This is a genomic window from Rubellimicrobium thermophilum DSM 16684, assembly GCF_000442315.1.
GTDB classification, from domain to species: Bacteria; Pseudomonadota; Alphaproteobacteria; order Rhodobacterales; family Rhodobacteraceae; genus Rubellimicrobium; species Rubellimicrobium thermophilum.
Map to the genome: position 1 here is coordinate 391,762 of NZ_KE557320.1, position 25,004 is coordinate 416,765.

Annotated in this window: 22 protein-coding genes, 1 tRNA gene and 6 pseudogenes; 15 read left to right on the forward strand and 14 right to left on the reverse strand. The window is 69.7% G+C overall.

What is annotated here, in order from left to right; translation table 11 throughout:
• Window positions 1-54: 54 nt before the first annotated feature.
• Complete coding sequence (cysE, locus tag RUTHE_RS02920; protein ID WP_021096767.1) at window positions 55-861, forward strand: serine O-acetyltransferase; 807 nt, start codon at window positions 55-57, stop codon at window positions 859-861.
• A 44-nt stretch (window positions 862-905) separates the two neighbouring features.
• On the opposite strand, the gene RUTHE_RS02925 is transcribed toward cysE, so the two are convergent.
• The 5 genes and pseudogenes from RUTHE_RS02925 to RUTHE_RS02945 all read right to left on the reverse strand — a co-directional run bounded on the left by RUTHE_RS02925 (window position 906) and on the right by RUTHE_RS02945 (window position 6,247).
• Entirely contained in the window at window positions 906-2,270 is a 1,365-nt protein-coding gene (locus RUTHE_RS02925; RefSeq protein WP_021096768.1) for a pyruvate dehydrogenase complex dihydrolipoamide acetyltransferase, read from the reverse strand.
• A gap of 12 nt (window positions 2,271-2,282) precedes the next feature.
• A pseudogene (locus RUTHE_RS02930) lies at window positions 2,283-3,622 on the reverse strand (pyruvate dehydrogenase complex E1 component subunit beta).
• Window positions 3,623-3,676: 54 nt separating this feature from the next.
• Window positions 3,677-4,717 carry a pyruvate dehydrogenase (acetyl-transferring) E1 component subunit alpha gene (gene pdhA, locus RUTHE_RS02935; RefSeq protein WP_021096770.1) on the reverse strand — a complete coding sequence of 347 codons (1,041 nt, stop codon included), beginning with the start codon at window positions 4,715-4,717 and terminating at the stop codon, window positions 3,677-3,679.
• A gap of 123 nt (window positions 4,718-4,840) precedes the next feature.
• On the reverse strand, window positions 4,841-5,140 hold the full coding sequence (locus tag RUTHE_RS02940; protein WP_021096771.1) for an FtsB family cell division protein: 300 nt from the start codon (window positions 5,138-5,140) through the stop codon (window positions 4,841-4,843).
• Between the two features lie 183 nt (window positions 5,141-5,323).
• Window positions 5,324-6,247 carry a class I fructose-bisphosphate aldolase gene (locus RUTHE_RS02945; protein WP_021096772.1) on the reverse strand — a complete coding sequence of 308 codons (924 nt, stop codon included), beginning with the start codon at window positions 6,245-6,247 and terminating at the stop codon, window positions 5,324-5,326.
• 156 nt (window positions 6,248-6,403) lie between these two features.
• Between RUTHE_RS02945 and RUTHE_RS02950 the strand changes: the two genes are divergently transcribed.
• Window positions 6,404-6,916, forward strand: a complete 513-nt coding sequence (locus RUTHE_RS02950; RefSeq protein ID WP_021096773.1) for a hypothetical protein — start codon at window positions 6,404-6,406, stop codon at window positions 6,914-6,916.
• Between the two features lie 21 nt (window positions 6,917-6,937).
• On the opposite strand, the pseudogene RUTHE_RS02955 reads toward RUTHE_RS02950, so the two are convergent.
• A pseudogene (locus RUTHE_RS02955) lies at window positions 6,938-8,126 on the reverse strand (phosphoglycerate kinase).
• A gap of 150 nt (window positions 8,127-8,276) precedes the next feature.
• Here RUTHE_RS02955 and RUTHE_RS02960 point away from each other — a divergent pair.
• The gene (locus tag RUTHE_RS02960) at window positions 8,277-8,810 is read left to right on the forward strand and encodes a peptidylprolyl isomerase (protein WP_021096775.1); all 534 of its coding nucleotides are present in this window, start codon (window positions 8,277-8,279) and stop codon (window positions 8,808-8,810) included.
• On the forward strand, window positions 8,807-9,355 hold the full coding sequence (locus RUTHE_RS02965) for a peptidylprolyl isomerase (RefSeq protein ID WP_021096776.1): 549 nt from the start codon (window positions 8,807-8,809) through the stop codon (window positions 9,353-9,355). Before RUTHE_RS02960 ends, RUTHE_RS02965 begins: the two co-directional genes overlap by 4 nt.
• A gap of 52 nt (window positions 9,356-9,407) precedes the next feature.
• On the opposite strand, the gene RUTHE_RS02970 is transcribed toward RUTHE_RS02965, so the two are convergent.
• Together RUTHE_RS02970 and RUTHE_RS02975 are read right to left on the reverse strand one after the other, a co-directional pair.
• Window positions 9,408-10,817: a protein adenylyltransferase SelO gene (locus tag RUTHE_RS02970; RefSeq protein WP_021096777.1), complete on the reverse strand. Its 1,410-nt coding sequence runs from the start codon at window positions 10,815-10,817 to the stop codon at window positions 9,408-9,410.
• Window positions 10,818-10,860: 43 nt separating this feature from the next.
• On the reverse strand, window positions 10,861-11,763 hold the full coding sequence (locus RUTHE_RS02975) for an acyltransferase family protein (RefSeq protein WP_040644961.1): 903 nt from the start codon (window positions 11,761-11,763) through the stop codon (window positions 10,861-10,863).
• Window positions 11,764-11,926: 163 nt separating this feature from the next.
• Here RUTHE_RS02975 and RUTHE_RS02980 point away from each other — a divergent pair, with 163 nt between their 5' ends.
• Window positions 11,927-12,661, forward strand: coding sequence for a GcrA family cell cycle regulator (locus tag RUTHE_RS02980; protein WP_021096779.1), 735 nt, complete (start codon window positions 11,927-11,929; stop codon window positions 12,659-12,661).
• A 261-nt stretch (window positions 12,662-12,922) separates the two neighbouring features.
• Window positions 12,923-14,294 (forward strand): annotated as a pseudogene (rimO, locus tag RUTHE_RS02985) (30S ribosomal protein S12 methylthiotransferase RimO).
• 63 nt (window positions 14,295-14,357) lie between these two features.
• On the opposite strand, the gene RUTHE_RS02990 reads toward rimO, so the two are convergent.
• Both RUTHE_RS02990 and RUTHE_RS02995 read right to left on the reverse strand, forming a co-directional pair.
• Complete coding sequence (locus RUTHE_RS02990; protein WP_021096782.1) at window positions 14,358-15,044, reverse strand: exopolysaccharide biosynthesis protein; 687 nt, start codon at window positions 15,042-15,044, stop codon at window positions 14,358-14,360.
• Window positions 15,045-15,134: 90 nt separating this feature from the next.
• Window positions 15,135-15,587 carry an NUDIX hydrolase gene (locus RUTHE_RS02995; RefSeq protein WP_021096783.1) on the reverse strand — a complete coding sequence of 151 codons (453 nt, stop codon included), beginning with the start codon at window positions 15,585-15,587 and terminating at the stop codon, window positions 15,135-15,137.
• A 191-nt stretch (window positions 15,588-15,778) separates the two neighbouring features.
• Between RUTHE_RS02995 and RUTHE_RS18150 the strand changes: the two are divergent.
• The 3 genes and pseudogenes from RUTHE_RS18150 to RUTHE_RS03000 form a co-directional block, all read left to right on the forward strand.
• Window positions 15,779-16,027, forward strand: a pseudogene (locus RUTHE_RS18150) (NAD(P)-binding domain-containing protein); the annotation flags it as partial.
• A pseudogene (locus RUTHE_RS18155) lies at window positions 16,005-16,208 on the forward strand (NAD(P)-binding domain-containing protein); the annotation flags it as partial. The pseudogenes RUTHE_RS18150 and RUTHE_RS18155, both read left to right, overlap by 23 nt.
• A gap of 17 nt (window positions 16,209-16,225) precedes the next feature.
• Window positions 16,226-17,182: an NADP(+)-dependent, decarboxylating phosphogluconate dehydrogenase gene (locus tag RUTHE_RS03000; RefSeq protein WP_342662216.1), complete on the forward strand. Its 957-nt coding sequence runs from the start codon at window positions 16,226-16,228 to the stop codon at window positions 17,180-17,182.
• A 172-nt stretch (window positions 17,183-17,354) separates the two neighbouring features.
• On the opposite strand, the pseudogene hrpB reads toward RUTHE_RS03000, so the two are convergent.
• From hrpB to RUTHE_RS03015, 3 genes and pseudogenes are all read right to left on the reverse strand, one after another.
• Window positions 17,355-19,732 (reverse strand): annotated as a pseudogene (hrpB, locus tag RUTHE_RS03005) (ATP-dependent helicase HrpB).
• The gene (locus tag RUTHE_RS03010; protein ID WP_040645192.1) at window positions 19,723-20,745 is read right to left on the reverse strand and encodes a quinone-dependent dihydroorotate dehydrogenase; all 1,023 of its coding nucleotides are present in this window, start codon (window positions 20,743-20,745) and stop codon (window positions 19,723-19,725) included. The pseudogene hrpB and the gene RUTHE_RS03010 overlap by 10 nt, the downstream one beginning before the upstream one ends.
• 29 nt (window positions 20,746-20,774) lie before the next feature.
• Window positions 20,775-21,107, reverse strand: a complete 333-nt coding sequence (locus tag RUTHE_RS03015; protein WP_021096788.1) for a DUF952 domain-containing protein — start codon at window positions 21,105-21,107, stop codon at window positions 20,775-20,777.
• A gap of 143 nt (window positions 21,108-21,250) precedes the next feature.
• Between RUTHE_RS03015 and RUTHE_RS03020 the strand changes: the two genes are divergently transcribed.
• The 6 genes from RUTHE_RS03020 (at window position 21,251) to RUTHE_RS03035 (ending at window position 24,647) form a co-directional block, all read left to right on the forward strand.
• Entirely contained in the window at window positions 21,251-22,837 is a 1,587-nt protein-coding gene (locus RUTHE_RS03020) for a bifunctional metallophosphatase/5'-nucleotidase (RefSeq protein ID WP_021096789.1), read from the forward strand.
• Window positions 22,838-22,842: 5 nt separating this feature from the next.
• A complete protein-coding gene (locus RUTHE_RS15275; RefSeq protein ID WP_021096790.1) occupies window positions 22,843-23,343 on the forward strand; it encodes an MliC family protein in 501 nt (166 codons plus the stop codon).
• Window positions 23,344-23,356: 13 nt separating this feature from the next.
• On the forward strand, window positions 23,357-23,593 hold the full coding sequence (locus RUTHE_RS17335) for an META domain-containing protein (RefSeq protein WP_051150367.1): 237 nt from the start codon (window positions 23,357-23,359) through the stop codon (window positions 23,591-23,593).
• Window positions 23,590-23,853, forward strand: coding sequence for an META domain-containing protein (locus tag RUTHE_RS18550; protein WP_425413927.1), 264 nt, complete (start codon window positions 23,590-23,592; stop codon window positions 23,851-23,853). The genes RUTHE_RS17335 and RUTHE_RS18550 overlap by 4 nt, the downstream gene beginning before the upstream one ends.
• Window positions 23,819-24,502, forward strand: a complete 684-nt coding sequence (locus tag RUTHE_RS03030; protein WP_021096792.1) for an SOS response-associated peptidase — start codon at window positions 23,819-23,821, stop codon at window positions 24,500-24,502. The genes RUTHE_RS18550 and RUTHE_RS03030 overlap by 35 nt, the downstream gene beginning before the upstream one ends.
• Window positions 24,503-24,573: 71 nt before the next feature.
• A tRNA-Gly gene (locus tag RUTHE_RS03035) sits at window positions 24,574-24,647 on the forward strand.
• Between the two features lie 58 nt (window positions 24,648-24,705).
• On the opposite strand, the gene RUTHE_RS03040 is transcribed toward RUTHE_RS03035, so the two are convergent.
• Complete coding sequence (locus RUTHE_RS03040) at window positions 24,706-24,948, reverse strand: DUF2934 domain-containing protein (protein WP_021096793.1); 243 nt, start codon at window positions 24,946-24,948, stop codon at window positions 24,706-24,708.
• Window positions 24,949-25,004: the final 56 nt, after the last annotated feature.

Sequence of the window (25,004 nt, forward strand, 5' to 3'; positions counted from 1 at the left end):
GGCCGTCGCTGCCTATCTGTCCTATGCTGCCTGCCGGAAACGATGGAGGCGCAGATGGCCACACCCCTTGCCCAGGTCGCAGAGGTCGATCCGGTCTGGTCGCGCATCCGGCGCGAGGCCGAGGACGCCCTGGCCGAGGAGCCGCTTCTGGGCGGCATGATCCACTCGAGCGTGCTGCACCATGCGGGATTCGAGCGGGCTCTGGCCTACCGCATCGCGATGAAGCTCGCCTCGCCGGAGATGGGCCAGCAGATCCTGCGCGAGATCGTGGACGAGGCCCTGGCCGACGATCCGGGCATCGCCCGCAGCGCCCGCACCGACATCGTCGCCATCGAGGACCGCGACCCCGCCTGCCACACCTTCCTTCAGCCTCTGTTGTATTTCAAGGGCTTCCAGGCGGTGCAGAGCTATCGCATCGCGCATTGGCTGTGGAACCGGCGACGTCGGAACATGGCCTATTTCTTCCAGATGCGCGTGTCCGAGGTGTTCGGCGTGGACATCCATCCCGCCGCGCGGATCGGCCAGGGCATCATGATCGACCACGCCCATTCCATCGTCATCGGAGAGACGGCGGTGGTGGGGGACAATGTCTCCATGCTCCATTCCGTGACGCTGGGCGGAACCGGCAAGGAGGATGGGGACCGTCATCCGAAGATCGGGGACGGTGTGCTGATCGGCGCCGGGGCCAAGGTGCTGGGCAATATCCGCGTTGGCCGCTGCTCGCGCATTGCGGCGGGTTCGGTGGTTCTGCACGACGTGCCGCCCTGCACGACGGTGGCCGGGGTGCCGGCGCGCGTCGTGGGCGAGGCGGGCTGCCCCCAGCCCGCGGTCAGCATGGACCATGTTCTGCCGGGGGCCTGATTCCCCCGGCAAACCTTCCCCCGATGGGGCGGGCCGGCCTGCGCTCAGGCCAGCATCGCCATGGGGTTCTCGAGGTTGCCGCGGATCGCATCGAGCAGCTCCGCCCCCAGCGCGCCGTCGATCACGCGGTGATCGACCGAGAGGGTGACGGTCATCACGGTGGCGGCCTCGATCCGGTCGCCCTCGCCGATGACCGGCCGCCTGACCCCTGCGCCGACAGCCAGGATCGCCCCATGCGGCGGGTTGATGACCGCATCGAAGCTGTCGATCCCGTACATCCCGAGATTGGAGATCGCAAAGCTTCCGCCCTGGTATTCATGCGGCGCGAGCTTCCGGCTCCGGGCGCGGGCGGCCAGATCCTTCATCTCGGTCGAAAGCTGCGAGAGGGACTTGGTCTCGGCATCCTTGATGACGGGGGTGAACAGCCCTCCTTCCACCGCCACCGCCACCGCCACATCCGAGGCCTTCATCCGCAGGATCCGGTCCCCGGCCCAGACGGCATTGGCCGCCGGCACCTGCTGGAGGGCGATCGCGCAGGCCCTGATGATGAAGTCGTTGACCGAGAGCTTGACCTTGCGCGGCTCGAGTGCGGCGTTCAGCTCGGCCCGCAGGGCCAGCAGCGCGTCGAGCCGGATGTCCCGCCGCAGGTAGAAATGCGGAATGGTCTGCTTGGCCTCGGTCAACCGCTGGGCGACCGTGCGGCGCATCCCGTCCAGCCTGACCTCCTCGTAGGGGCGCCCTTCGTAGATCCGCAGGATCGCGTCGGCCGAAGGTGCAGCAGGCTTCGGCGCCGCGGGGGCGGCGGGGGCGGCAGGGGGCGCTGCCGGGGCGGCAGCGGGGGCTCCGGCCTGCGCGGCGGGCTTCGCCCCGGGCTGAGCCTTCTCGACATCCGCCTTGACGATCCGCCCGTTCGGCCCGCTGCCTTGAACCGTGGACAGATCGAGCCCCTTCTCCGCCGCGATCCGCCGAGCCAGCGGAGAGGCGAAGATGCGTCCTCCCTTCGCCGGGGCGCTCCGGCCCACGCCGGTCCTGGCCGCGGGGGCGTCCTGCGATCCGCCTCCGGCAGGCAATGCCGGTGCGGAGCGGTCATCGCCGCCCCGTGCGGCCTTGTCGGGGGCCTTGTCGGGGGCCTTGTCGGCGGGGGCGGCGATGTCTCCGGCCTCCTCGCCTTCGGCCAGAAGGATGGCGATGGGCGTGTTGACCTTCACCCCCTCGGTCCCCTCGGGCACCAGGATCCGGCCCAGACGGCCTTCGTCCACCGCCTCGAACTCCATGGTCGCCTTGTCCGTCTCGATCTCGGCGATGACATCGCCGGCACGGACCTCCTCGCCCTCCTTCTTGAGCCAGCGCGCCAGCGTGCCCTCCTCCATCGTCGGAGACAGGGCGGGCATCAGGATCTCAGTCGGCATCTCTCTGCCCCCTTACCGGTAGGTAACCTTGTGGACGGCCTCGACGATCTCGGGCACCGTCACCAGGGCCAGCTTCTCGAGATTGGCGGCATAGGGCATGGGCACGTCCTTGCCGGTGCAGGAGATCACCGGAGCATCGAGCCAGTCGAAGGCCTGCTGCATGATCTGCGAACCGATCCAGGATCCGACCGAACCCTGCGGCCATCCTTCCTCGACCGTGACGCAGCGGTTGGTCTTCTTCACGCTGTCGATGACGGTGGGCAGGTCCATCGGGCGCAGGCTGCGCAGGTTGATGACCTCGGCCTCGATCCCGTCCTTCGCCAGCTCCTCGGCGGCGGCAAGGGTATGCGCCATCCCGATACCGAAGCTGACCAGCGTCACGTCGCGGCCTGCCCGTTCGATCTTTGCCTTGCCGTAGGGGATGGTGAAGTCCTCCATCACCGGCACTTCGAAGCTGCGGCCATAGAGGATCTCGTTCTCGAGGAAGATCACCGGATTGGGATCCCGGATCGCGGTCTTGAGCAGGCCCTTCGCATCGGCGGCCGAGTAGGGCATGACCACCCTCAGCCCCGGCACCTGCATGTACCAGGCGGCATAGTCCTGGCTGTGCTGGGCGGCGACGCGGGCGGCGGCGCCATTGGGCCCGCGGAACACGATGGGACAGCCCATCTGCCCCCCGGACATGTAGAGCGTCTTGGCCGCCGAATTGATGATCTGGTCCATCGCCTGCATGGCGAAATTGAAGGTCATGAACTCGACGATGGGGCGCAGCCCGCCGAAGGCCGCACCGACGGCCAGACCGGTGAAGCCATGCTCGGTGATGGGCGTGTCCACGACGCGGCGGGCGCCGAACTCGTCCAGAAGCCCCCTGGGAGACCTTGTAGGCGCCCTGATACTCGCCGACTTCCTCGCCCATCAGGAAAACCGTCTCGTCGCGGCGCATTTCCTCGGCCATCGCCTCGCGCAGCGCCTCGCGCACCGTCATGGTCTTCGTGGGCGTGCCCTCTGGCCAGTCGGGCGACAGGGGCGCGCGCGGCTCGGCCGGGGCAGGGGCCTGGGGCCTTGTCGGGGGCCTTGTCGGCGGGGGCGGCGATGTCTCCGGCCTCCTCGCCTTCGGCCAGAAGGATGGCGATGGGCGTGTTGACCTTCACCCCCTCGGTCCCCTCGGGCACCAGGATCCGGCCCAGACGGCCTTCGTCCACCGCCTCGAACTCCATGGTCGCCTTGTCCGTCTCGATCTCGGCGATGACATCGCCGGCACGGACCTCCTCGCCCTCCTTCTTGAGCCAGCGCGCCAGCGTGCCCTCCTCCATCGTCGGAGACAGGGCGGGCATCAGGATCTCAGTCGGCATCGGTCATCCTCATGTCCTTGGAATCGACGCGCTGCGCCGGGAATGGGGCCACCATCAGGCGACCACATCGGTCCAGAGCTCGGACGGATCCGGCTCGGGGCTTTTCTGGCTGAACTCGGCGGCTTCGTTGACGATGTCGCGGATCTCCCGGTCCACGGCCTTGAGGTCGTCCTCGGTCGCGTGGTTGCCGGTCAGCAGCAGCGAGCGGACCTGTTCGATCGGGTCGCGCTCCTCGCGCATCTTCTGGACCTCCTCGCGTGTGCGGTACTTGGCGGGGTCCGACATGGAATGGCCGCGATAGCGGTAGGTCTTGACCTCGAGGATGTAGGGTCCCTTGCCGGAGCGGCAGTGGGCGACGGCGCGCGCCCCGGCCTCGCGGACCTTGAGGACATCCATGCCGTCCACCTCCTCCCCGGGGATGCCGTAGGCGGCGCCGCGCTCCCAGAAGGAGGGGGACATCGTGCTCCGCTTCACGGAGGTGCCCATGGCATACTGGTTGTTCTCGATGACGAAGATCACCGGAAGCTGCCAGAGCTGGGCCATGTTGTAGGTCTCGTAGACCTGGCCCTGATTGGCGGCGCCGTCGCCGAAATAGGTGAAGGTGACGCGGTCCCGCCCCAGATACTTGTCGGCGAAGGCAAGGCCTGCCCCGATCGGCACCTGGGCGCCGACGATGCCATGACCGCCGTAGAAATGCTTCTCGCGGCTGAACATGTGCATGGAGCCGCCCTTGCCCTTGGAATAGCCTCCGGCGCGGCCGGTCAGCTCGGCCATCACACCCTTGGGATCCATGCCGCAGGCGAGCATGTGGCCATGGTCGCGATAGCTGGTGATGCGCTTGTCGCCGTCCTCGGCCACGGATTCGAGGCCGACGACAACCGCTTCCTGTCCGATATAGAGGTGGCAGAACCCGCCGATCAGGCCCATGCCGTAGAGCTGACCGGCCTTTTCCTCGAAGCGGCGGATCAGCAGCATCTCGCGGTAGAACTTCAGGAGTTCCTCGCGCGAGACATTGGGAAGGGCGGGGCGGGGGGGCGTCCCGTGGGGCGCGCCATCGGCGGCTGGCTGGGCGGCGGCGGGGGCGGCTCGGGCCATGCGGGTCTCCCTCTGGATCGGTCGCTTTCCTTCGACTTAGCGGAGGGGTCGCCCCTTGGCGAGAGGCCGGACACGCCGCAGCGCGGCGATGGTGGCGCTAACAGCGCGGTCCGGGGGCGGGTCTCAGCGGATGACGATCTCGTCGGCGCGGACCATGCCCAGCACGTCGCGCGCCTGCTGGTCGAGCAGGTCGAGATCGAGATAGTTGTCCGAAAGCCGCCGGGTCAGGTTCTCCATGCGGGCGACCTCCTCGGACAGGGCGGCAAGCGTGACGCGAAGCTCGAGGGCCTCCGCGTCGATCTCGGCGCGGCGGAACAGGCCGTAATCGCCCTGGATGGCGGCAAAGATGAAATAGATGCCCGCCAGGATCATCGTCGTGGCGAACATCAGATAGCCGAGCGGCGCGCGCGAATGGCGGTTCATGCTGTCACCGACTGGTTCCTGCGGCCCTGCAGGGGGCTCTCTGCCGCCCAGCCTGGCACGGGCCGGGCCGATTGCAAGGGGGACGCGCGGCAGCCGATGCGGAGTGGGCCGGCAGCGCCACAGGCTTCAGGGCCGTCGCGCCGCCGGTCGGGCGGATGGGGCAGGGGGCGGCCTGGCTTCTGCTCAGTTCCGGTAGATGTCCACGAGGCGGTCGAGCAGCGCCATTGCCTCCTCGCGCGGGCGCTGGAACACGTTGCGCCCGATGATGGAGCCGTTGCCGCCCCCTTCGCGGATCGCCCGGGCGTCCTCGAGGACCGAATCCTCGCCCTTGGCCGCCCCGCCCGAGAAGACGACGATGCGCCGTCCGTTGAAGCAGGCCTGCACGACATGGCGCACGCGGTCGGCCATGGAGGCGGCGGGGATACCCACCTTGTCATAGACCTTCTTCGCCTCGGCCTGCCCGAGATGATCCGAAGGCAGCTTGACCTTGATGATATGCGCCCCCAGCAGCGCCGCGATATGGGCGGCATAGGCCGTCACGTCGAGCGCCGTCTCGGCCTTGCTGTCCAGATCCTCGCCGCGCGGATAGGACCAGATCACCGTGGCCACCCCCTTGGCGGCGGCTTCGCGGCGCATCTCGGCGATGTCCTCGAACATCGACAGCGACATCGAGGAGCCGGGATAGATCGTGAAGCCGATCGCCGCACAACCGAGGCGCAGCGCATCATCGACCGAAGCGGTGATGGCCTGGGTCTTGGGCGAGGCCGAGGGCATCAGGGAGTTGGAGGAGTTCACCTTCAGGATCAGCGGGATCTGGCCGGCGAAGGTATCGGCCCCGGCCTCCAGCGGGCCGAGCGGTGCGGCATAGGCGGACAGCCCTGCATCGATGGCCAGCCGGTAGTGATAATGCGGGTCGTAGGCCGCCGGGTTGACCGCAAAGCTGCGGGCCGGTCCGTGCTCGAAGCCCTGGTCCACGGGCAGGATGATCATCCGCCCCGTCCCTCCGAGCCGGCCCTGCATCAGCATTCGGGCCAGGTTGGCCTTCACGCCCGGCGTCTCGCCTTCATAGCGGCTCAGGATGGTCTCAACGCTCCTGGTGATCGTCATGGCCGGGCCTCTCTGCGATGCGTGCATGCGTGCGTGTCCAGGGCTGTAGCGGGGTGGCGGGCCGCGTGCAATCGCGTTCGCGCCGGCAGGGCGGGCAATTGCCCCGCCCCTGTTGCCGGCTGTATCGGATGCCGTGCAGGAGAGGAGGACGGCAGGATGCACTGGCAGAGGAGAATGGCCGCCGGGATGCTGGCGGCGGTCGTGCTGGGGGCAGACGGGGCTGCGGCCGGGTCGCCCGAGCTGTGCGAGGCGATCGCGCAAGCCGATCTCGGCGATCTGCTGACGAAGGGGGCCGAGCTCTCCGTCACCGGCCCGCTCGAGTATGGCGGCCTGCGGACGGTGAGCTGCGCCTTCGGGCCGGCGCTCGGGCCAACCCTCATCGTCAACATCGGCGAGGACATCGGCGACCAGATGCCCGACACCGCCGCCGAGGCCGCGGCCGCGGAGGCGGCGATGCTGCGGATGATCGAGGGCCCCGACCACCCGCTGGAGGACATCGCCGGCCTGGGGGCGGCCGCCTTCTGGGATCCGGCGTCCGGGCTTCTGCGGGTCTGGCCGGGCGATGGCCAGATTGCGGTGCAGATCAGCGTCCTCGGCGTCGAGGATCCGCGGTCGGTGGCCGAAGAGGCCGCAAGGCGGGTTCTCGCAGTGCTGCCCGCCGGGGGCTGAGGCGGCCGCCCGGCCCCCGCGTCAGCCTCCGAGCGCCTTCACACCGGGGAGTTCCTTGCCTTCCATCCATTCGAGGAAGGCCCCCCGGCGGTGGAGACATAGGTGAAGTCGCCCGCCACGCCGACCTCGTTGAGGGCGGCCACCGTGTCGCCTCCCCCCGCGACGGACAGCAGCGACCCGCTGCGCGTCAGTTCCGCGGCCTTCAGGGCGACGGCATGGGTTGCGGCGTCGAAGGGCTTGGTCTCGAAGGCGCCGAGCGGGCCGTTCCAGACAAGCGTGCGCGACCGGGCAAGGATCGTGCCGATATCCATGACCGTCTGCGGCCCGACATCGAGGATCATCTGATCCGGCGGGCAGTCATGGGCGGCATGGATGAATTCGGGCTCGCCGGCCCGCAGCGCACGGGCCGTCACGACGTCGCGCGGCAGCACCAGGTTGCATCCCTTCTCCTTCGCCTCCTCGAGGATGGCGAGCGCGCGCCCGGCAAGGTCGGGCTCATGAAGGGAACGGCCGATCTGGGCCCCCTGCGCGGCCAGGAAGGTGTTCGCCATCCCGCCCCCGATCACGAGATGATCGACCCGGCCCACGAGATTCATCAGCAGCTCGAGCTTGGTGGAGACCTTGGAACCGCCGACGATGGCCGTCACCGGACGTTCCGGGTGACCGAGGGCGCGGTCGAGGGCCGCCAGTTCCTCGGCCATCAGCAGACCCGCGCAGGAGGGCAGCCGATGCGCCAGCGCCTCGGTAGAGGCATGGGCGCGATGCGCGGCCGAAAAGGCATCGTTGCAGTAGATGTCGCCCAGCTTTGCCAGCGCGGCGGCAAAGTCGGGATCGTTCGCCTCCTCGCCTGCATGGAAGCGCGTGTTCTCGAGCAGCAGCACATCGCCGGGCTTCATCGCGGCGGCGGCATCCTCGGCCTCGGGGCCGATGCAGTCGGAGGCGAAGCGGACGGGCTGGCCCAGCGCCTGTTCGAGCGCAGGCAGGATCTGGCGCAGCGACATGCCGGGCACGACCTTGCCCTTGGGCCGGTCGAAATGGGCCAGAAGGATCGGCATCCCCCGGCCTCCAGAATCGCGCGGATGGTGGGCACGATGCGTTCGATGCGCGTGGCGTCGGTGACCTGCCCCCCCTCCACGGGGACGTTGAGGTCCACCCGCGTCAGCACCCGCTTGCCGTTCAGATCCATCTCGCGCAGCGTCTTCGGGGCCATCGGTGCCTCCCTGTGGTTGCCCGCGCGACAACTGACGCGACCGGGGCGGCCAGTCAACGCCGATGACGGGTGAGGCGGCATCCTGCGGGATTGGCTTCGCCTTCCCCCGCCTCTAGATCAGCCCCGACTCAAGCAGAGGAGCATTCCCGCATGGTTGCGATCCGGGACCCCGAGAACACCATCGTCATGGACCTCAAGGACGGTCCCGTCATCATCGAGCTCCTGCCCGAAGTGGCGCCGAAGCATGTCGCGCGGATGAAGGAGCTGGCGCGCGCCGGCGCCTATGACAATGTCGCCTTCCACCGGGTCATCGACGGCTTCATGGCCCAGACCGGGGATGTGCGCAACGCCAACATGGAACGGGGCTGGAATCCGCGCCTGGCCGGCACCGGCGGCAGCGACCTGCCCGATCTGCCGGCGGAATTCTCGAACCTGCCGCATGACCGGGGCACCGTCGGCGCCGCCCGCGCGGCCAACCCGAACAGTGCCAACAGCCAGTTCTTCATCAATTTCGCGGACAATCACTTCCTGAACCGGCAATACACCGTCTATGGCCGTGTCATCTCGGGGATGGAGCATGTGGACCGCATCGCCCGCGGCGAACCGCCCGCCAACCCCGACCGCATGATCCGCGTCCGCGTTGCCGCAGATATCCAGCAGACCGAACAAGGAGACCAGGCATGAGGCCTCTTGCCGCCCTTCTGATCGCCCTTTCGGGGACCCCGGCTCTTGCCACGGGGCTCGAGATCGACGTTTCGGGCGAGGCGAACGGCACCATCGTCATCGACCTGTTCGAGGACGTCGCCCCCCAGCATGTGGCCCGCATCGTCGAGCTGGCCAATCAGGGCCTTTACGACAACGTGGTGTTCCACCGCGTGATCGACGGGTTCATGGCCCAGACCGGCGATGTCCAGTATGGCCGGGCAGGGGGGGATCTGTCGCTGGCGGGAACAGGCCGTTCGACGCTGCCGGACCTGCCGGCCGAATTCTCGGACATCCCCTTCACGCGCGGTGTCGTCGGCATGGCCCGCAGCCAGGATCCCGACAGCGCCAACAGCCAGTTCTTCATCATGTTTGCCGACGGGCCGCATCTCAACGGCCAGTATACGGTCGTGGGCGAGGTGACCGGGGGCTTCGAGGTGCTCGATGCCATCAAGCGCGGCACCGGTCCCAATGGCGAGGTGACCGGCCAGCCCGATGTGATGACGGATGTCCGTGTGACGGAGTGACCGCCCCGGGCGGGCGTCGCGGGCCGACGCCCCCTGGCGGGCCGCGCGGCCCTCAGGTGCCGCAGAAGGTCTGAAGCACGCGCTCTTCCTCCGTGGGCGGCGTGCGCAGGGGGTCGAACCGCGCCGGCGGCGCGAAGGGATCGGCGAGGGCTGCCCGCATCTCCTCCAGGGGGCCGAGATCGCCCTTCTCGGCCGCCGCGATCATCGCCTCGATCCGGTGGTTGCGCGGGATGATAGCGGGGTTGGCACGGCGCATGGCGTCGCGATCGGGCGAGCGGGCCTCCCAGGCGGCCCGCCATTCGCCGAAGGCCGGAAGCTCCGTCAGGGCTTCCGGCAATGCGCCATCACCCGAAAGGGCCCGGAAGGTCAGGGTGAAGTCGGCCCAGGTCGCCGCCATCATGTCGAGAAGCCTTGCCGCAAGGGCGGCCGTTTCCTCATCCGCCGGAAGGCCCAGCTTGGCGGCGAAGATCCGGCGCCATTCCGCATCATAGAGCGTGGCGAAGCCCCGGACGGCTTCGGTCGCCTCCGGGATCGCCGCCTCTCCGCCCATCAGCGGCAGCAGGCAGGAGGCGAGCTGAGCCAGGTTCCATGCGGCCACATTGGGCTGCTGCCGATAGGCATAGCGGCCGTAGTGGTCGATGGAAGAGAACACCGTCTCGGGGTGATAGCCGTCGAGGAAGGCACAGGGGCCATAGTCGATCGTCTCGCCCGAGATGGCCATGTTGTCGGTATTCATCACGCCGTGGATGAACCCCAGTCCCATCCAGGCGGCGACCAGACGCGCCTGTGCGGCGATGACGGCCCGCAGGAAGCCCATCGGCCCGTCGGCCTGCGGATAGTGGCGGGCCATGGCATGGGCGGTCAGCGCGGCGAGTGCCTCGCTGTCCTCGCGCGCGGCGAAATACTGGAAGGTGCCGACGCGGATATGGCTGGCGGCGACGCGGGTCAGAACCGCGCCAGGCAGGGCGCGCTCGCGCCGGATCGTCTCGCCTGTGGCGACGGCGGCAAGGGCGCGGGTGGTCGGGATGCCCATGGCCGCCATGGCCTCCGAGACGACGAATTCACGCAGTACGGGGCCGATGGCGGCGCGTCCGTCCCCCATGCGCGAAAAGGGGGTTCGCCCCGCCCCCTTGAGCTGGATGTCGCGGCGGCGTCCCTGGCGGTCGATCACCTCGCCCAGCAGGATCGCCCGGCCGTCGCCCAGCCGCGGCACCCAGCCGCCGAACTGGTGACCGGCATAGGCCTGCGCCAGCGGCTCGGCGCCCTCCGGCACGCTGTTGCCCGACAGGACCGCCACCCCCTCGGGCGAGGCCAGCCATTCCGGATCGAGCCCCAGTTCCCGGGCCAGCCCCTCGTTGAGCGCGATCAGGCGCGGGGCGGCCACGGGCACCGGCGCCTGACGGACATAGAAGCGCTCCGGCAGGCGGGCATAGCTGTTGTCGAAGGGGATGTGCAGGGTCATGGGCGGGATGTAGGCGCCTCCCCCAGTCCTGCAAGCGTCGCCATCAGGCGATCAGCCGGCCGCCGGGCAGGCGCCGGATCAGCCAGGCGGCCGAAGCCGAGGCCACAAAGACCGCGAACGCGCCCGCGATGGCGGACCATCCGCCGGCGAATCGATACCAGACCAGCATGAAGAAGGGGTGAACCAGATAGATTCCGTAGGCGAGCTGCCCGAGCGCCGGCAGGGCCGGATGCGACAGGGGCAGGCGCCACAGCCCCTCGAACAGCAGGCAGGCCAGCAGCAGGAAGGGGGCCGGGATCGATCCCCAGAGCAGCGAGGCGCCGACGCAGGAGGCCGTGGCGAACAACAGGGGAGCGGCCACCGCGTCATGCCTCTGCCCCCCTGCCGAGAGCAGTCCGTAGAGGAAGGGCAGCGCGGCAAAGGCCCACTGGATGACGGGTTCGGGCGGGGCGATCCGGTCATGCGCCCACAGGGCCCCCATCGCGGCCGGAATCAGCAGGAGGGACAGGATCCAGACATGCCGGGCCGAGGTCATCGCATGCAGGGCCAGCAGGACCAGCGGGGAAGAGAGGATGATGAAGGGCAGGAACCACAGATGGACCGTCGGCCCGATCAGCAGCCTCAGCGGGTCCGTCAGGGTCAGTGCCATGCGCGGATCCTCTGCCCGCCAGAGCTCGAGCAGCAGGTAGAAGGCCGACCAGACGACCCAAGGCAGACCGAAGCGGACCAGCCGCCCGAGCCAGAACCATCGCGGCCCGCGCCGCGCGAGCGAGCGCAGGGAGAGAAAGGCCGTGAGGATCGTGAACAGCGCCAGGGCGACATAGCCTTCCACCATGCCGGGGGCCTGCATGTGCGCCCAGACGACACCGAAGGCCGCGACGAAGCGGAGCAGGTCGATCGACTGTCGTCGGGTCGCGGCCGGGGCGGGGGGCAGGGATGGTGTCATGGGCGTCGCGCAGAGACTGCCCTGTCGGCTTGCGTCGGGCAACACGGGCCCCCCCTGCCGGCATGTCGGATCCGGGCGGCGTGGCATGCCTGCCGCGCCCGCCTGCCTTGAACTTGCCGATTCGCTTCTGTATCTCGGATCGTCACCCAACGGAGGGTTGCCGATGTCCTGGACCGAAGAGCGCGTCGAGAGGCTCAAGCGCATGTGGGCCGAAGGCGCCTCTGCCTCCCAGATCGCCAAGGAACTCGGGCAGGTCACCCGCAATGCGGTGATCGGCAAGATCCATCGCCTCGGCCTGTCCAATCGCGGCGGGCCCGGTGCGGCCGAGGATGCCGCCGAGGAGGCGCTGTCGCCGGGGCCTGCCGACACGCCGGAGGCCGATCCGGCCGCCGCATTGTCCCCCGGGGCGGCCTCCGCCCCGCCCATGTCCGCAGCGGCACCGGCGGAGGAGGATCCTTCCCCCGCCGAAGAGGAGACAGGGGCAAGGACAGGGGCAACGGTCGTGCAGGAGACCGCGGCCGGAGCCGCCGAGGACGGCAGGGATTCTGACGGAGAGGACCCATCGGACGAGGAGGACACCTCCGACGATGACGGAGAGATGGCTCCGGTTCCCTTCCGGCGGCCTGTCTTCACGGCCGGCCAGCCCCTTCCGCCCCAGCCGTCCACCAGCGAGATCAGCCCCGAGGCCATCGCCAAGGTGCAGGAGGTGGAAAAGGTCGCCCGGCGTCTGACGCTGATGGAGCTGACGGAAAAGACCTGCAAATGGCCGGTAGGCGATCCCGCGACGCCCAATTTCTGGTTCTGCGGGCTGCCGGTCCAGCCGGGCAAGCCCTATTGCGAGGCGCATGTGGGCGTGGCCTTCCAGCCGATGAGCGCCCGCCGGGACCGCCGGCGCTGATCACCGGCGGTGCAGGCGCGGCGGCCCCGCCCCGGTGCATCGGCAAAGGGGCGGCTGACACGGGGCCGGAAGACCCGGAAGGCATGGCAGGGAGCCGGCGAGAGCCTGGCCCGTTGCCGGCCTCTGGCATCCCCGGTGCCGCCGTGCCGCCGCGCCTCCGGGGCGGTCTCCGTCCGGCATGGTCCGCGCTCTCCGTCCCCCTTTCCGACCACCGCCCTTTCCGGTAGGACGCTCCATCCTGCTGCCGCCCGGATGCCCGCGATGACGCCGAACCCTCCCGATCTCCGCCCCGATCTCGCGCCGAAGGCGCGCCTGACCGAAACGCCCCGTCCCGGTCAGCCGCGCATCGGCATGGTCTCGCTGGGCTGTCCCAAGGCGCTGGTGGACAGCGAGCGCATCCTGACCCGCCTGCGCGCCGAAGGCTATGCCATCTCACCGGATTATGCCGGCGCCGATGCGGTGATCGTCAACACCTGCGGCTTTCTCGACAGTGCCAAGGCCGAGAGTCTCGAGGCCATCGGCGAGGCGCTTGAGCGCAACGGCCGGGTGATCGTCACCGGCTGCCTCGGGGCCGAGCCGGACTACATCACCGGAGCGCATCCCCGGGTTCTGGCCGTGACGGGGCCCCATCAGTACGAACAGGTGCTGGACGCCGTTCATGCGGCCGTGCCGCCGCGTCCCGACCCCTTCATCGACCTGCTGCCGCCCCAGGCCGTGCGGCTGACCCCGCGCCATTACAGCTATCTGAAGATTTCGGAGGGCTGCAATCACAAGTGTCGGTTCTGCATCATTCCCGACCTGCGCGGCCGGCTGGTCAGCCGTCCGGCCCATGCCGTCCTGCGGGAGGCCGAGCGTCTCGTTGCGGCTGGCGTGCGCGAACTTCTGGTGATCAGCCAGGACACCTCGGCCTACGGGGTTGACCTGCGGCATGCCGAGGAGCGCGGCCATCGCGCCCATATTGTGGATCTTGCACGCGATCTCGGCTCGCTGGGGGCCTGGGTGCGGCTCCATTACGTCTATCCCTATCCCCCATGTCCGCGATCTGATTCCGCTGATGGCCGAAGGGCTGGTGCTGCCCTATCTCGATATCCCCTTCCAGCACGCCCATCCCGATACGCTGCGGCGCATGGCCCGTCCCGCAGCGGCCGCACGCACCCTCGACGAGATTGCCGCCTGGCGCCGGATCTGCCCTGATCTGACGCTTCGCAGCACCTTCATCGTCGGCTTTCCCGGCGAGACCGAGGAGGAGTTCCAGACGCTGCTCGACTGGCTCGAGGAGGCCCAGCTCGACCGCGTCGGCTGCTTCCAGTACGAGGATGTCAAGGGCGCCCGCTCCAATGCGCTGCCCGATCACGTTCCGGCCGAGGTCAAGCAGGACCGCTGGGAGCGGTTCATGGAGAAGGCCCGGGCCATCAGCGCCGCCCGCCTGGCTGCCAAGGTGGGCCGGACCGTGCAGGTGATCGTCGATGAGGTGGACGCAGAGGCGGCGACCTGCCGGACCCAGGGCGACGCGCCCGAGATCGACGGCCATCTCTATATCGACGAGGGGCATGAGGGATTGCGTCCCGGTGACATCCTGCCCGTCCTTGTGGAGGAGGCCGGGGACTACGACCTCTGGGGCCGCCGGGTCTGAACGGGGCGCGTCGGGGACAGGGGGCTGCGGGGGCGATTCCGCGGCTCCTTCGGACAGGCCCCTTCAGAAGGCAGCCGTGAGCAGCAGCAGCCCCGCCCGCAGCAGCGCGAGCACCACGAACCCCGCCACGAGAAGCGACAGCAGCCCGACCGCCACGCCGATCCCGATCCACAGGCCGTCGCGCTCCAGCACGCCCAGCGCGATCAGGCAGATGGCGAAAGCCGGCAGCATGTTGCCGAGCGGGATCGGCAGGGTCACCAGGATGGCAAGGATCATCACGAAGGCGCCGATCGCCTGTTCGACCTTCGGGGCGACGAGGAACTGGAGCCGGGGCGCCGTGAGGCGGTCGGCCCGGTCGATCCAGGGATTGATGCGGGCGACCAGCCGCGCGAAATCCTCCCGCGGGATCGACCGTTTCGCGATCGCCTGCGGCAGGCGGGGATGCTGCCCGATCATCATCTGGAAGGCCAGGAACACCAGCGGCAGCCCCAGGATGGCGGTGGTGCCGGGGATCGTCGGCAGGGCGTTGGGCACCGCGAAGACGAGCAGCAGAGCCCCGAAGGCGCGTTCGTCCATGGCCTCGATCAGATCCGAGAGCGACACCCGTTCGCGTGCGGGGTCATGGGCCAGATCCGTGAGGATCGCGGTGAGCTTGCGCGGTTCGGCCCCCCGGTTCCGCCGCAGACGAAGCCGCAAGGCCCGGCGCTCCTCCCCTTCCTGCTTGCTGCCGATGCCGCCGTCCCCATCCATGGCTGCCCTGCCTTCCGCCTCCATCCGATCAAGGCTTACGGCCCGGTCGGGCGCTGCGGCAAGAAGCCCGACGCCACCCTGTCGGACCGCTCACCGGAAATTCAGAAGGAGGTCGCGCAGCCCTTCCTCGTCCACCATCTTGGCGGCCTCTTCCACGGGGACCCAGATCCGCTCGCGACGTCCGGCCTCGGGAAAGTCATCCACCAGCTCCCGCACCCGGATGGCATAGACCTTGTGGAGCACCGGCACATCGTCACCCGATTCGGTGCGCTTGATGGAGATGTAATCCCCCACGGGCTTGCGCCCCACCTTGCCCTTGGCGACCCCGGCCTCTTCCCAGGCCTCGATGCGGGCGGCGCGATGAGGCGGGCGATGCGGCATGGGCCAGCCCTTGGGCAGGATCCAGCGCCCGGAGGAAGAGGTGACGAGCAGCACCTCGCGCCCCGTCTCTCCCATGCGCCAGCACAAGGCCGCAAGCTGGGTCCGGCGCGGCAGGACATGGGCGGCAGGCTTGTCGGGCGGCAAGAGGGGATTGATGACCATGCGGCGGGCAATCCTGCTGTGGGTGAGGGGAAATTCCCCCACACTAGGGGGACAGGATCGCCTCGGCAATGGCCACCCGGATGCGGCGCGGGCAAGGGAAGGGCACGGGCAGGGGCGTCCCATGCGGGACCCGGTTGCCCCCGCTGCGCCGCCCGCTACTGTGGCCACGACAACCGCAGGAGGGATGCGCGATGGGGACGAGCCTGGGGCTCTATGGACTTGGCACGATGGGCTCGGCGCTGGCGCTCAACATTCTGGAGAAGGGCTTTCCCCTTCATGTCGCCAACCGGACGGCAGCCAAGGTGCCTGCCTTCCTGCAGGCGGCGGGGCCGCTGGGGCAGAAGGCCACGGGCCATGACAGCCTGGCCGCCATGGCGGCGACGATGCCGGCGCCGCGGGCGATCATCCTGATGGTGGATGCCGGGCCGGCGGTGGACGAGGCGATCGAGGCGCTCCTGCCCCCATCTGTCGCCCGGCGACACCGTGGCCGACTGCGGCAATGCCGACTATCACGATACCCGCCGCCGCGCCGCCGCGATCGAGGCCCGCGGCATCCGCTATCTCGGTGTCGGCGTCTCGGGCGGCGAGGAGGGCGCGCGCCATGGCCCCGCCATCATGGCCGGCGGCCAGCCGGAGGCCTGGGCGGCTCTCGCCCCGGTTCTCGAGGCCATCGCGGCCCGTTACGAGGGAGAGCCCTGCGCCGCCCTGCTGGGGCCGGACGGGCGGGGCATTTCGTCAAGACCGTGCACAACGGCATCGAATATGCCGACATGCAGCTCATTGCCGAGGCCTATGGCCTCATGCGCCATGGGCAGGGCCGTGCTCCGGCCGATCTCGCCCCGGTCTTCGCCCGCTGGAACGAAGGGCGTCTGCGCAGCTATCTGGTGGAGATCACGGCCGCTGTCCTCGCCGCGACGGATCCGCTGACCGGGGGGCCGGTCCTGGATGTGATTCTCGACAGCGCGGGGCAGAAGGGCACCGGCCGCTGGACCGCGGTCGAGGCGCTGGCGCTGGGTCAATCCGCCTCCACCATCGAGGCCGCCGTTGGCGCGCGCTCCTGGTCCTCCGAGATCGCCGTCCGCGCGGCGGGCGAATCGATCCTCGCCACCCGCCGCAGCGCCGTGGACCTGCCCGATACCGATCTGGAAGGGGCGCTGCTTGCGGGGCGCATCATCGCCTATGCGCAGGGCTTCCGCCTGTTGCAGGCGGCCTCGGATCTGCATGGCTGGGGAACCGACATGGCCCGCGTGGCCGAAACCTGGCGGGCCGGCTGCATCATCCGTTCGGCGCTGCTGGCCGATATTGCGGCGGCCTTCCGCTCGGGCGATCTGCCCGAAGGACAGCTCTTCCTGTCGCCGGCCTTCGCGGCCGATCTGCGGGCGACCCTGCCGGCCCTGCGCCGCACGGTTGCGGCCGCTGCCCTTGCGGGCCACCCTGTGCCGGCGCATTCGGCGGCCCTCGCCTTTGCCGACACCATGGCCCAGTCCCGGGGGACGGCGGACCTGATCCAGGCCCAGCGGGATTATTTCGGTCGTCATGGCTTTGTCCGGCGCGATACCGGCGCGGCCCATCAGCACGGCCCATGGGCGGGGTAGAGCGCCTTTGTGGCTGCGGGGTGTTGCGTGAATCGGCCCTGCACCGTTCGGAGCCTTAAGCAGCGATTAACCTTTGGCTGGGCAGGATGCGGGCATGACGATCTGCATGCCCATCATCCTGCCCGGCTCGCTTCTGAACGGTCCTGTCCCTGGGGGGCGGTCCGTCCGGCCCTCACGCGCCGCGCGGCTTGGCGCGCAGGGTGGGCTCGGCCTCCCAGGGGCGTTCGGGCCAGGGGTGGCGGGGGTAGCGGCCGCGCATCTCCTTGCGCACCTCCGGGTAGGCCGTCCGCCAGAAGCCGGGCAGGTCGGTGGTGACGGCGATGGGCCTGCCCCCGGGCGACAGCAGGGTGATGCGCAGCGGGCGGCCTGCGGCCCGGGGGTGGTCCGTCACGCCCAGCATCTCCTGCAGCCGGATCTCGATTCCCGGCATCTCGCCCCCGTAATCCACCGGCACCCTCCGGCCGAGCGGGGTGACGAAGATCGCCGGCACCTCTTGGTCGAGCCTCTGGCGCTGTCCGTGATCCAGCATTGCCTCGAGCGCCGGAAGCAGATCGAGCCGCCGGAAGCCCTCGGCTGTGCGCAGCCGACCAATCCAGGGCCGCAGCCAGTCTTCCAGGCGCGCCATGAGTGCGGCATCCGACAGGTCTGGCAGATCCATTCCTGCCTCCCGGCCGATGGCCACACGGGCCCGGAACCGTTCGGCCGCTTCGGACAGCCGCAGCCCCATGGTGCGCACCCCGTCGAGCATCGCCGCCGCGACGGCCTCTTCGGGGGCGTCCTCCCACGGTCTGTCGGCCAGGATCAGCGCGCCGAGCCGTTCCTGCCGCCGCGTCCGGACCCGGCCGGCCCGCTGGTCCCAGAGGGCGCATTCGACAAGGGTCAGCCGGTCGCCCAGCGCGGCCCGCAGCGCGTCTTCCTCCACGGCCAGGGCGGCGCGGATCCGCGCTTCCTCTCCGGCATCGTCGAGGTCGGTCACGACGATCAGAGCTTCGCGCTCCATGGGATCGCCGGGCGGCATCGCTGCCCCCCGCCCGCCCGAGAGGAGATAGCGCGCGGCCTCGCCCTCGCGCCGCAGGCCGATGCGGTCTGGGTAGGCCAGGGCCGCCATGGCGCCCGGCGCCATCGCCGGCCGTTCGGGCACCAGCGCGGCGAGGCGGCGCGCCTCCTGCCGCAGCCTTTCGCGCGCCTCGGGCCGCACCCGCCCTTCGATCAGCGGGATGAGGTCCACCGATCCGGGCGCGGGGCGTTCCCCTTCCGACAGCAGCGCCGCCAGCGCCGCCGCCCCGCGGCCCGCGATCAGCAGCATATGCGCCAGGCGCGGATGCACGGCGAGATCGGCCATCGCCCGGCCGTGCGCCGTGATCCGCCCTTCGGCGTCCAGGGCGCCCAGATCGCGCAGCAGGGCCCGTGCCTGTGCCAGCGCCCCCTCCGGCGGAGGGGTGAGGAAGGGGGGCTGCCCCCCCACAGCGCGAGGTCGAGCGCCAGCGGGGCGAGATCGGCCTCCAGGATCTCCGGCGGGGGGAAGGGTTGCATGCCGCTTTCCTCGCCGCGGGTCCAGAGGCGCCAGCAGATTCCCGGCGCCTCGCGCCCCGCCCGCCCGGCACGCTGGGCCGCTTCGGCTTTGGTGACGCGTTCAGTCACGAGGCGCGTCATTCCCGTGCCGGGATCGAAGCGGGCGCGGCGGCTGCGTCCGCTGTCCACCACGGCCCGGATGCCGGGAATGGTGAGCGAGGTTTCCGCGATGGCTGTGGCCAGAACGACCTTGCGCCCTTCGGCGGGGGCGATCGCGGCGCGCTGTTCGGCGGGGGGCATGGCGCCGTAGAGCGGGCGGATCGCCACGCCTTCCAGATCCTCCAGAAGCGCCGCCGTGCGGCGGATCTCCCGCTCGCCCGGCAGGAAGGCCAGGATGTCGCCCTCGGTTTCGGCCAGGGCCTCACGCACCGTCGCGGCAACCGCCGCCTCGATCCGCATGTCCCCCAGGGGCCGGGGCAGCCAGCGCAGCTCTACAGGAAAGGCACGCCCTTCGGCGGTGACGACCGGAGCCCCCATCCAGGCGGCCACCTGCCCCGTATCGAGTGTGGCCGACATCACGATCAGCCGCAGATCCGGGCGCAGCGCTGTCCGGGCCTCGATCGCGAAGGCCAGGCCCAGATCGGCGGGCAGGTTGCGCTCGTGGAACTCGTCGAAGATCACGCAGGACACGCCCGGAAGGTCCGGCGCATCGCGGATCATGCGGGTCAGGATGCCCTCGGTCAGCACCTCGATCCGCGTCGCCGGTCCCACCCGGCTTTCGCCGCGCATCCGGTAGCCCACCGTCGCCCCGACCGGCTCGCCCAGGGTCCGGGCCATCCGCTCGGCCGCGGCCCGCGCCGCAAGGCGCCGCGGTTCGAGCATCAGGATCCGCCCCTCCAGACCATGTTCGAGCAGCGCAAGGGGAACGCGGGTCGTCTTGCCGGCGCCCGGCGGGGCCTGGAGCACGACCTGTCCCTCCCGGTCCAGGGCGGACAGAAGCTCCGGCAGGACGTCCTCGATGGGCAGGGTCAGAGCCACCGCTCCCGCTCCGTGCCCACCGCTTCGGCGACCGAGGCGAAACCCTCCCGCGCGAGGAGCCTGTCCAGTCCCTGCAGGATCCCCGCCGCCAGGGACAGCCCCCCATGGGTCAGCGCGGTATAGATCTGCAGGGCCGAGGCGCCGGCGCGGATCTTGGCCAGGGCATCCTCGGCCGTGAAGATGCCCCCCACGCCGATCAGGGGCAGCCGCGTGAGGGCGGACAGCCGTGCCAGCACCCGCGTCGAACGCGTGAACAGCGGGGCGCCGGACAGCCCCCCCGGCCGGTCCCGCATGGCGCTGCGCAGCCCTTCGCGCGACAGCGTCGTGTTCGTCGCCACGATGGCCGCCACGCCTGCGTCCTCGGCCACGGCGGCGATCGCCTCGATCTCGGCTTCGGTCAGATCCGGGGCGATCTTGAGGAACACGGGCACCGGCCGCGCCAGGGCCGACCTTGCGTCCATCACGCGGGCCAGCAGATCGGCCAGGGCCTCGCGCCCCTGCAGCTCGCGCAGCCGCTCGGTATTGGGCGAGGAGACATTGACCGTCGCGAAATCGACAAGCGGCCCGAGCCGCCCCAGCACTGCCGCGAAATCCCCCGCCCGATCCGCGCTGTCCTTGTTGGCCCCGAGATTGACGCCCAGGATCAGCCCCGCGGGCCTCTGCGCCAGCCGCGCCGCGACCGCCTCCATGCCGTCATTGTTGAAGCCGAAGCGGTTGATGACGGCGCGGTCCTCCGGCAGCCGCCAGAGGCGCGGCCGGGGATTCCCCTCCTGCGGGCGGGGCGTCACGGCGCCGATCTCGACAAAACCCAGCGCGCTTCCGGCAAGACCCTTCAGCGCCACGGCATTCTTGTCGAATCCGGCGGCCAGGCCGAGCGGATTGGGCAGATCGAGCCCCGCAATGCGCGTCCGCAGCCGAGGCGAGGTCATGGCCCCCCCTCGTGGCCCCAGCCCCATCCGCAGCGCCAGCAGAGCCAGGCCATGGGCCCGCTCCGGGTCGATCCGGCGGAGCATCGTCAGCCCGGCCCGTTCCAGCACGGCGTTCACGGCAGCGCAGGGCGGTGTCGTCCGCCCTCCAACGGCAGGGGAACGGACCAGGCCACGTCCGTGAGTTGCAGCGCCCGGTAGAGATGGGGGAACAACGCACCCCCCCGCGAGGGCTCCCAGCGCAGCGCATCGCCGAGCCGCCCCACCTCGAGAGCGAGCAGCATCAGCCCCTCTTCCCCGCCGAAATGCCGGGCTGCCGTCTCTTCGATCTGATCGGCGGCGGACAGATGTACGAATCCGTCGCGCAGATCGTCGGGAGAGCCGGCCAGCCGCCCTTCGGCCTGCAGGGCGGCCCATTCGTCGGCGCGGAGGATCTTGTAGACCATCATGCGCGCCTCATGCGGCCGGCGCGGCGTCCGGTCAAGGCAAGCCCTGGCGCGTTTACGCCATCTTAACCATTGCCGGTGCAGAATGTCTTTCGACCGTCACGCGAATCGGTCCACTGTCGTCACACCAGCAAGGGAGAGGATTCATGCGTCTCTGGCACAGGACTGCCGCGCTCGCGCTGGCCGCCTCCGGGGTGGCGACCGGAGCTGCGGCGGATTTCACGCTCACCATCCTGCATACCAACGACTTTCACGACCGGTGGGAGCCTGTGAACGCCTTCGACTCCGCCTGCACGGCGGATCAGGCGGCGGCGGGGGAATGCTTCGGGGGGATCGCCCGCCTCGTGACGGCCGTGGCCGCGGCCCGCGAACGGGCAGGGGGCCCTGTCATCCTCCTCGATGCCGGGGATCAGTTCCAGGGCTCGCTGTTCTACACGCAGTACAAGGGTGCCGTCGCGGCGGAATTCATGCCAAGCCTCGGTTATGATGCGATGGCCGTGGGCAATCACGAATTCGACGACGGTCCCGCCGTTCTGGCCGGGTTCATCGATGCGGTGGGCATTCCCGTCCTCTCCGCCAATATCGACGCCAGCCGCGAACCCGCTCTCGAGGGCAAGATCGCCCGCTCGACGGTGCTGGAGATCGGGGGAGAGCGGATCGGCATCGTCGGCCTGACCACGACCGACACGCCCGAGATTGCCGCGCCGGGCCCGAATGTGAACTTCCTGCCCTATGACGCCGCCCAGCAGGAGATCGACCGCCTCACGGAAGAGGGCGTGAACAAGATCATCCTGCTGAGCCATGTCGGCTTCGAGGAGGACCAGGCGCTGGCCGAAACCCTCACCGGCGTGGATGTCATCGTCGGCGGGCATTCCCACACGCTGCTGTCCAACACCGCAGAGGGGGCCGCCGGGCCCTATCCCACGGTCGTCAACGATGTGCCCATCGTCCATGCCCGGTCCTACGGCACATATCTGGGCGAGCTGACCGTCACCTTCGACGATGAGGGCAAGGTGCTTTCCGCCGAGGGTGAACCGATCCTGCTCGATGCCTCGGTGCCCGAGGATGAGGCGACGCTGGCCCGCGTGGCCGAACTGGCCATCCCGCTCGAGGAGATCCGCGCCCGCGTGGTGGCCGAGGCGGCGGACGCCATCGACGGAGAGAGGGCATCCTGCCGGGCCATGGAATGCGAGATGGGCAATCTCGTGGCCGAGGCGATGCTGGACCGCGTGCGTGATCAGGGGATCAGCATTGCCATCGCGAATGGCGGCGGCCTGCGCGCCTCGATCGATGCAGGGCCGGTGACGATGGGCGAGGTGCTCACCGTGCTGCCCTTCCAGAACACGCTCTCCACCTTCCAGGTCTCGGGACAGACCGTCATCGACGCGCTCGAGAACGGGGCCAGCCAGATCGAGGAAGGGGCAGGCCGCTTCGCCCAGGTCGCGGGGCTGCGCTATACCATCGACCTGTCGCAGCCTCCCGGCTCGCGCATCTCGGATGTGCAGGTCATGCAGGATGGCGCATGGGTCCCCATCGACCCGGCGGCAACCTATGGCGTGGTGTCCAACAACTATGTCCGCAATGGCGGTGACGGCTATGCGATGTTCGTGGATGCGCAGAACGCCTATGACTTCGGTCCCGATCTGGCGGATGTGACGGCCGAATATCTCGCGGCGAACCAACCCTATCAGCCCTTCACCGACGGGCGCATCACGGTGCTGGGGGCGGACTGAGCGTCATGAGAACCCTCCTCCTCGCCCTGTGCGCGGCCTTTGCGGCGCCTCCGGTCGCCGCCGAGGGGGGCGGACCGCCCCTGACGAGCCTCTATGACTGCGGCGGGCTCGCTGTCCTCGTGCGGATGGGCGAGGGGGGTGAGGGCGCCTCCATGCGGATCGGGGACAGGATCCATGCCCTCGTTCCCGCCCTCTCGGCCTCCGGCGCCCGTTTCGAGGCCGTTGACGACCCCACGACCGTGTTCTGGTCCAAGGGGTTGTCTGCGACCCTCACGCTGAGGGGCAGGGACCTGCCGCCCTGCCGGATTGCGGATGATCCCGGCTGGAGCGCTGCGGGGAACGAACCGTTCTGGACGGCTTCGCTTCGCGGTCTGACCCTGACGCTCGATCGGCTGGGAGAGGTCGAACAGGTGGTCCGGCTTGCCGGGCCGGTCTGGCGGGACGGGGCCCTGCTGCTGGAAGGAGAGGGGGTCCGGCTCCGCTCCGTTGCGGCCCTCTGCCAATGATGACATGACAGGAATGCCCTATCCCGAGACGGTGGAGATCGCGACAGGGGGCCAAACGCTCGACGGCTGCGGCGGGGATCCGGCCGTCCTGCTTGCCGGGGGCGAATGGGTCGTGGAGTCCATCGACGGGGTGCCCCCGGCCGCCGGAGCGCTGCCGACGCTCCTCTTCGATGGCGCAGCTGGGGAGGTCGCGGCTCGGGCGGATGCAACCGCTGGAGCGCCCGCTACAGCCTCACCGGAGAGGGGCTGAGCTTCGCCCCGCCCGTGGCGACCCGAATCGCCTGTGACACGGCCGTCATGAGAAGCGAGGAGCGATTCTTCGCGGCCCTCGCTGGGGTGGCAGGGTTCGACATCGACAGCAGGGGGGGCGTTGCATCTGCTGTCTTCTTCCGGTTCGGCGCGGATCGTGGCACGGCGCTGACGGGGCAGACAGGGCGGGGTTGGAGAGGGCGGGGTTGTGGCCTAGGGTTGTCTCATGTGCGGGCGCATGGCCATCACCCTGACCCATGACGCGATGGCTCATCTGTTCGATGCGGCCCCCGTCGGCGATCTGCCGGATCTGCCGGATTACAATGTCTGTCCGACACGGCCCATCGCCGTCGTCCTGTCGCAAGGGGGGCGGCGCTTCCTGCAGGCGATGCGCTGGGGTTTCCTGCCGGCCTGGTACCGCTCGCCGACGGATGGGCCGCTACTCATCAATGCCCGGGCCGAGAGCATCGCCGACAGGCCCGCCTTCCGCGAGGCCGCGCGCCACCGCCGCTGCCTTGTGCCAGCGACCGGTTTCTATGAATGGCAGCGCCTGGAATCCGGCAGGTCGCAGCCCTGGTTCGTCACCCGTGCGGATGGGGCGCCCATGGTCTTTGCGGCGGTCTGGCAGAACTGGGGAGAGGCGGAGGCGCAGCAGGGCACGGTCGCCATCGTCACCTGCCCGGCGAATGCGCAGATGGCCAGGATCCATCCCCGTCTTCCGGTGATCCTGGAACCGGGGGACTGGCCCTTGTGGCTGGGCGAGGCCGGGCACGGAGCAGCTCGGCTCATGCGGGCCCCGCCCGAGGGGGCCTTGCGCATGGTCCCTGTGGGGCCGGCGATCAACTCTGCCCGATCACGGGGGGCAGATCTGATCCGGCCGCTGGATCAGGACCCGATCAGCCCGGCGTGAAGTCCCGGCGTGAAGTGGAGTGCCGGGGTCTTGCCTTGAGGGGGGAGCCCGGCCTATATCAGCACCCGCGGGCGGCTATGGTGTAGTGGTAGCGCCTCAGCCTTCCAAGCTGATGGGGTGGGTTCGATTCCCACTAGCCGCTCCAATCCTCCATCAAATCTAATCCTCCATCGGATCCTGTCGGGCCCGGTCCCATCAGGCTTTCAGGTCTTGGTCCGCTGCCGCCTGGCCTTGGGGGCGCTGTCGGCTGGCGCGTCCTCGCCTGCGGGCTGCGCTGCTGGCTCCTCCGCGCGCATCTGCCCGTCTGGGCCACCGCTTGCCTCGATTGCCTCGATCTCGGCGCGGGCCTGCTCCCAATGGGCTTCGTGGCGTCCTTCGGGGCGGCCCTCGGCCTCCCAGATCGCGTGGGCGCGCCGACGGATGCGGTCTTCCTTGTCATCGTGCATGGCAGGATCCTCCCCTGACCTCATCTGTGGAACATGAACCCCTGCATCCCGGTTCG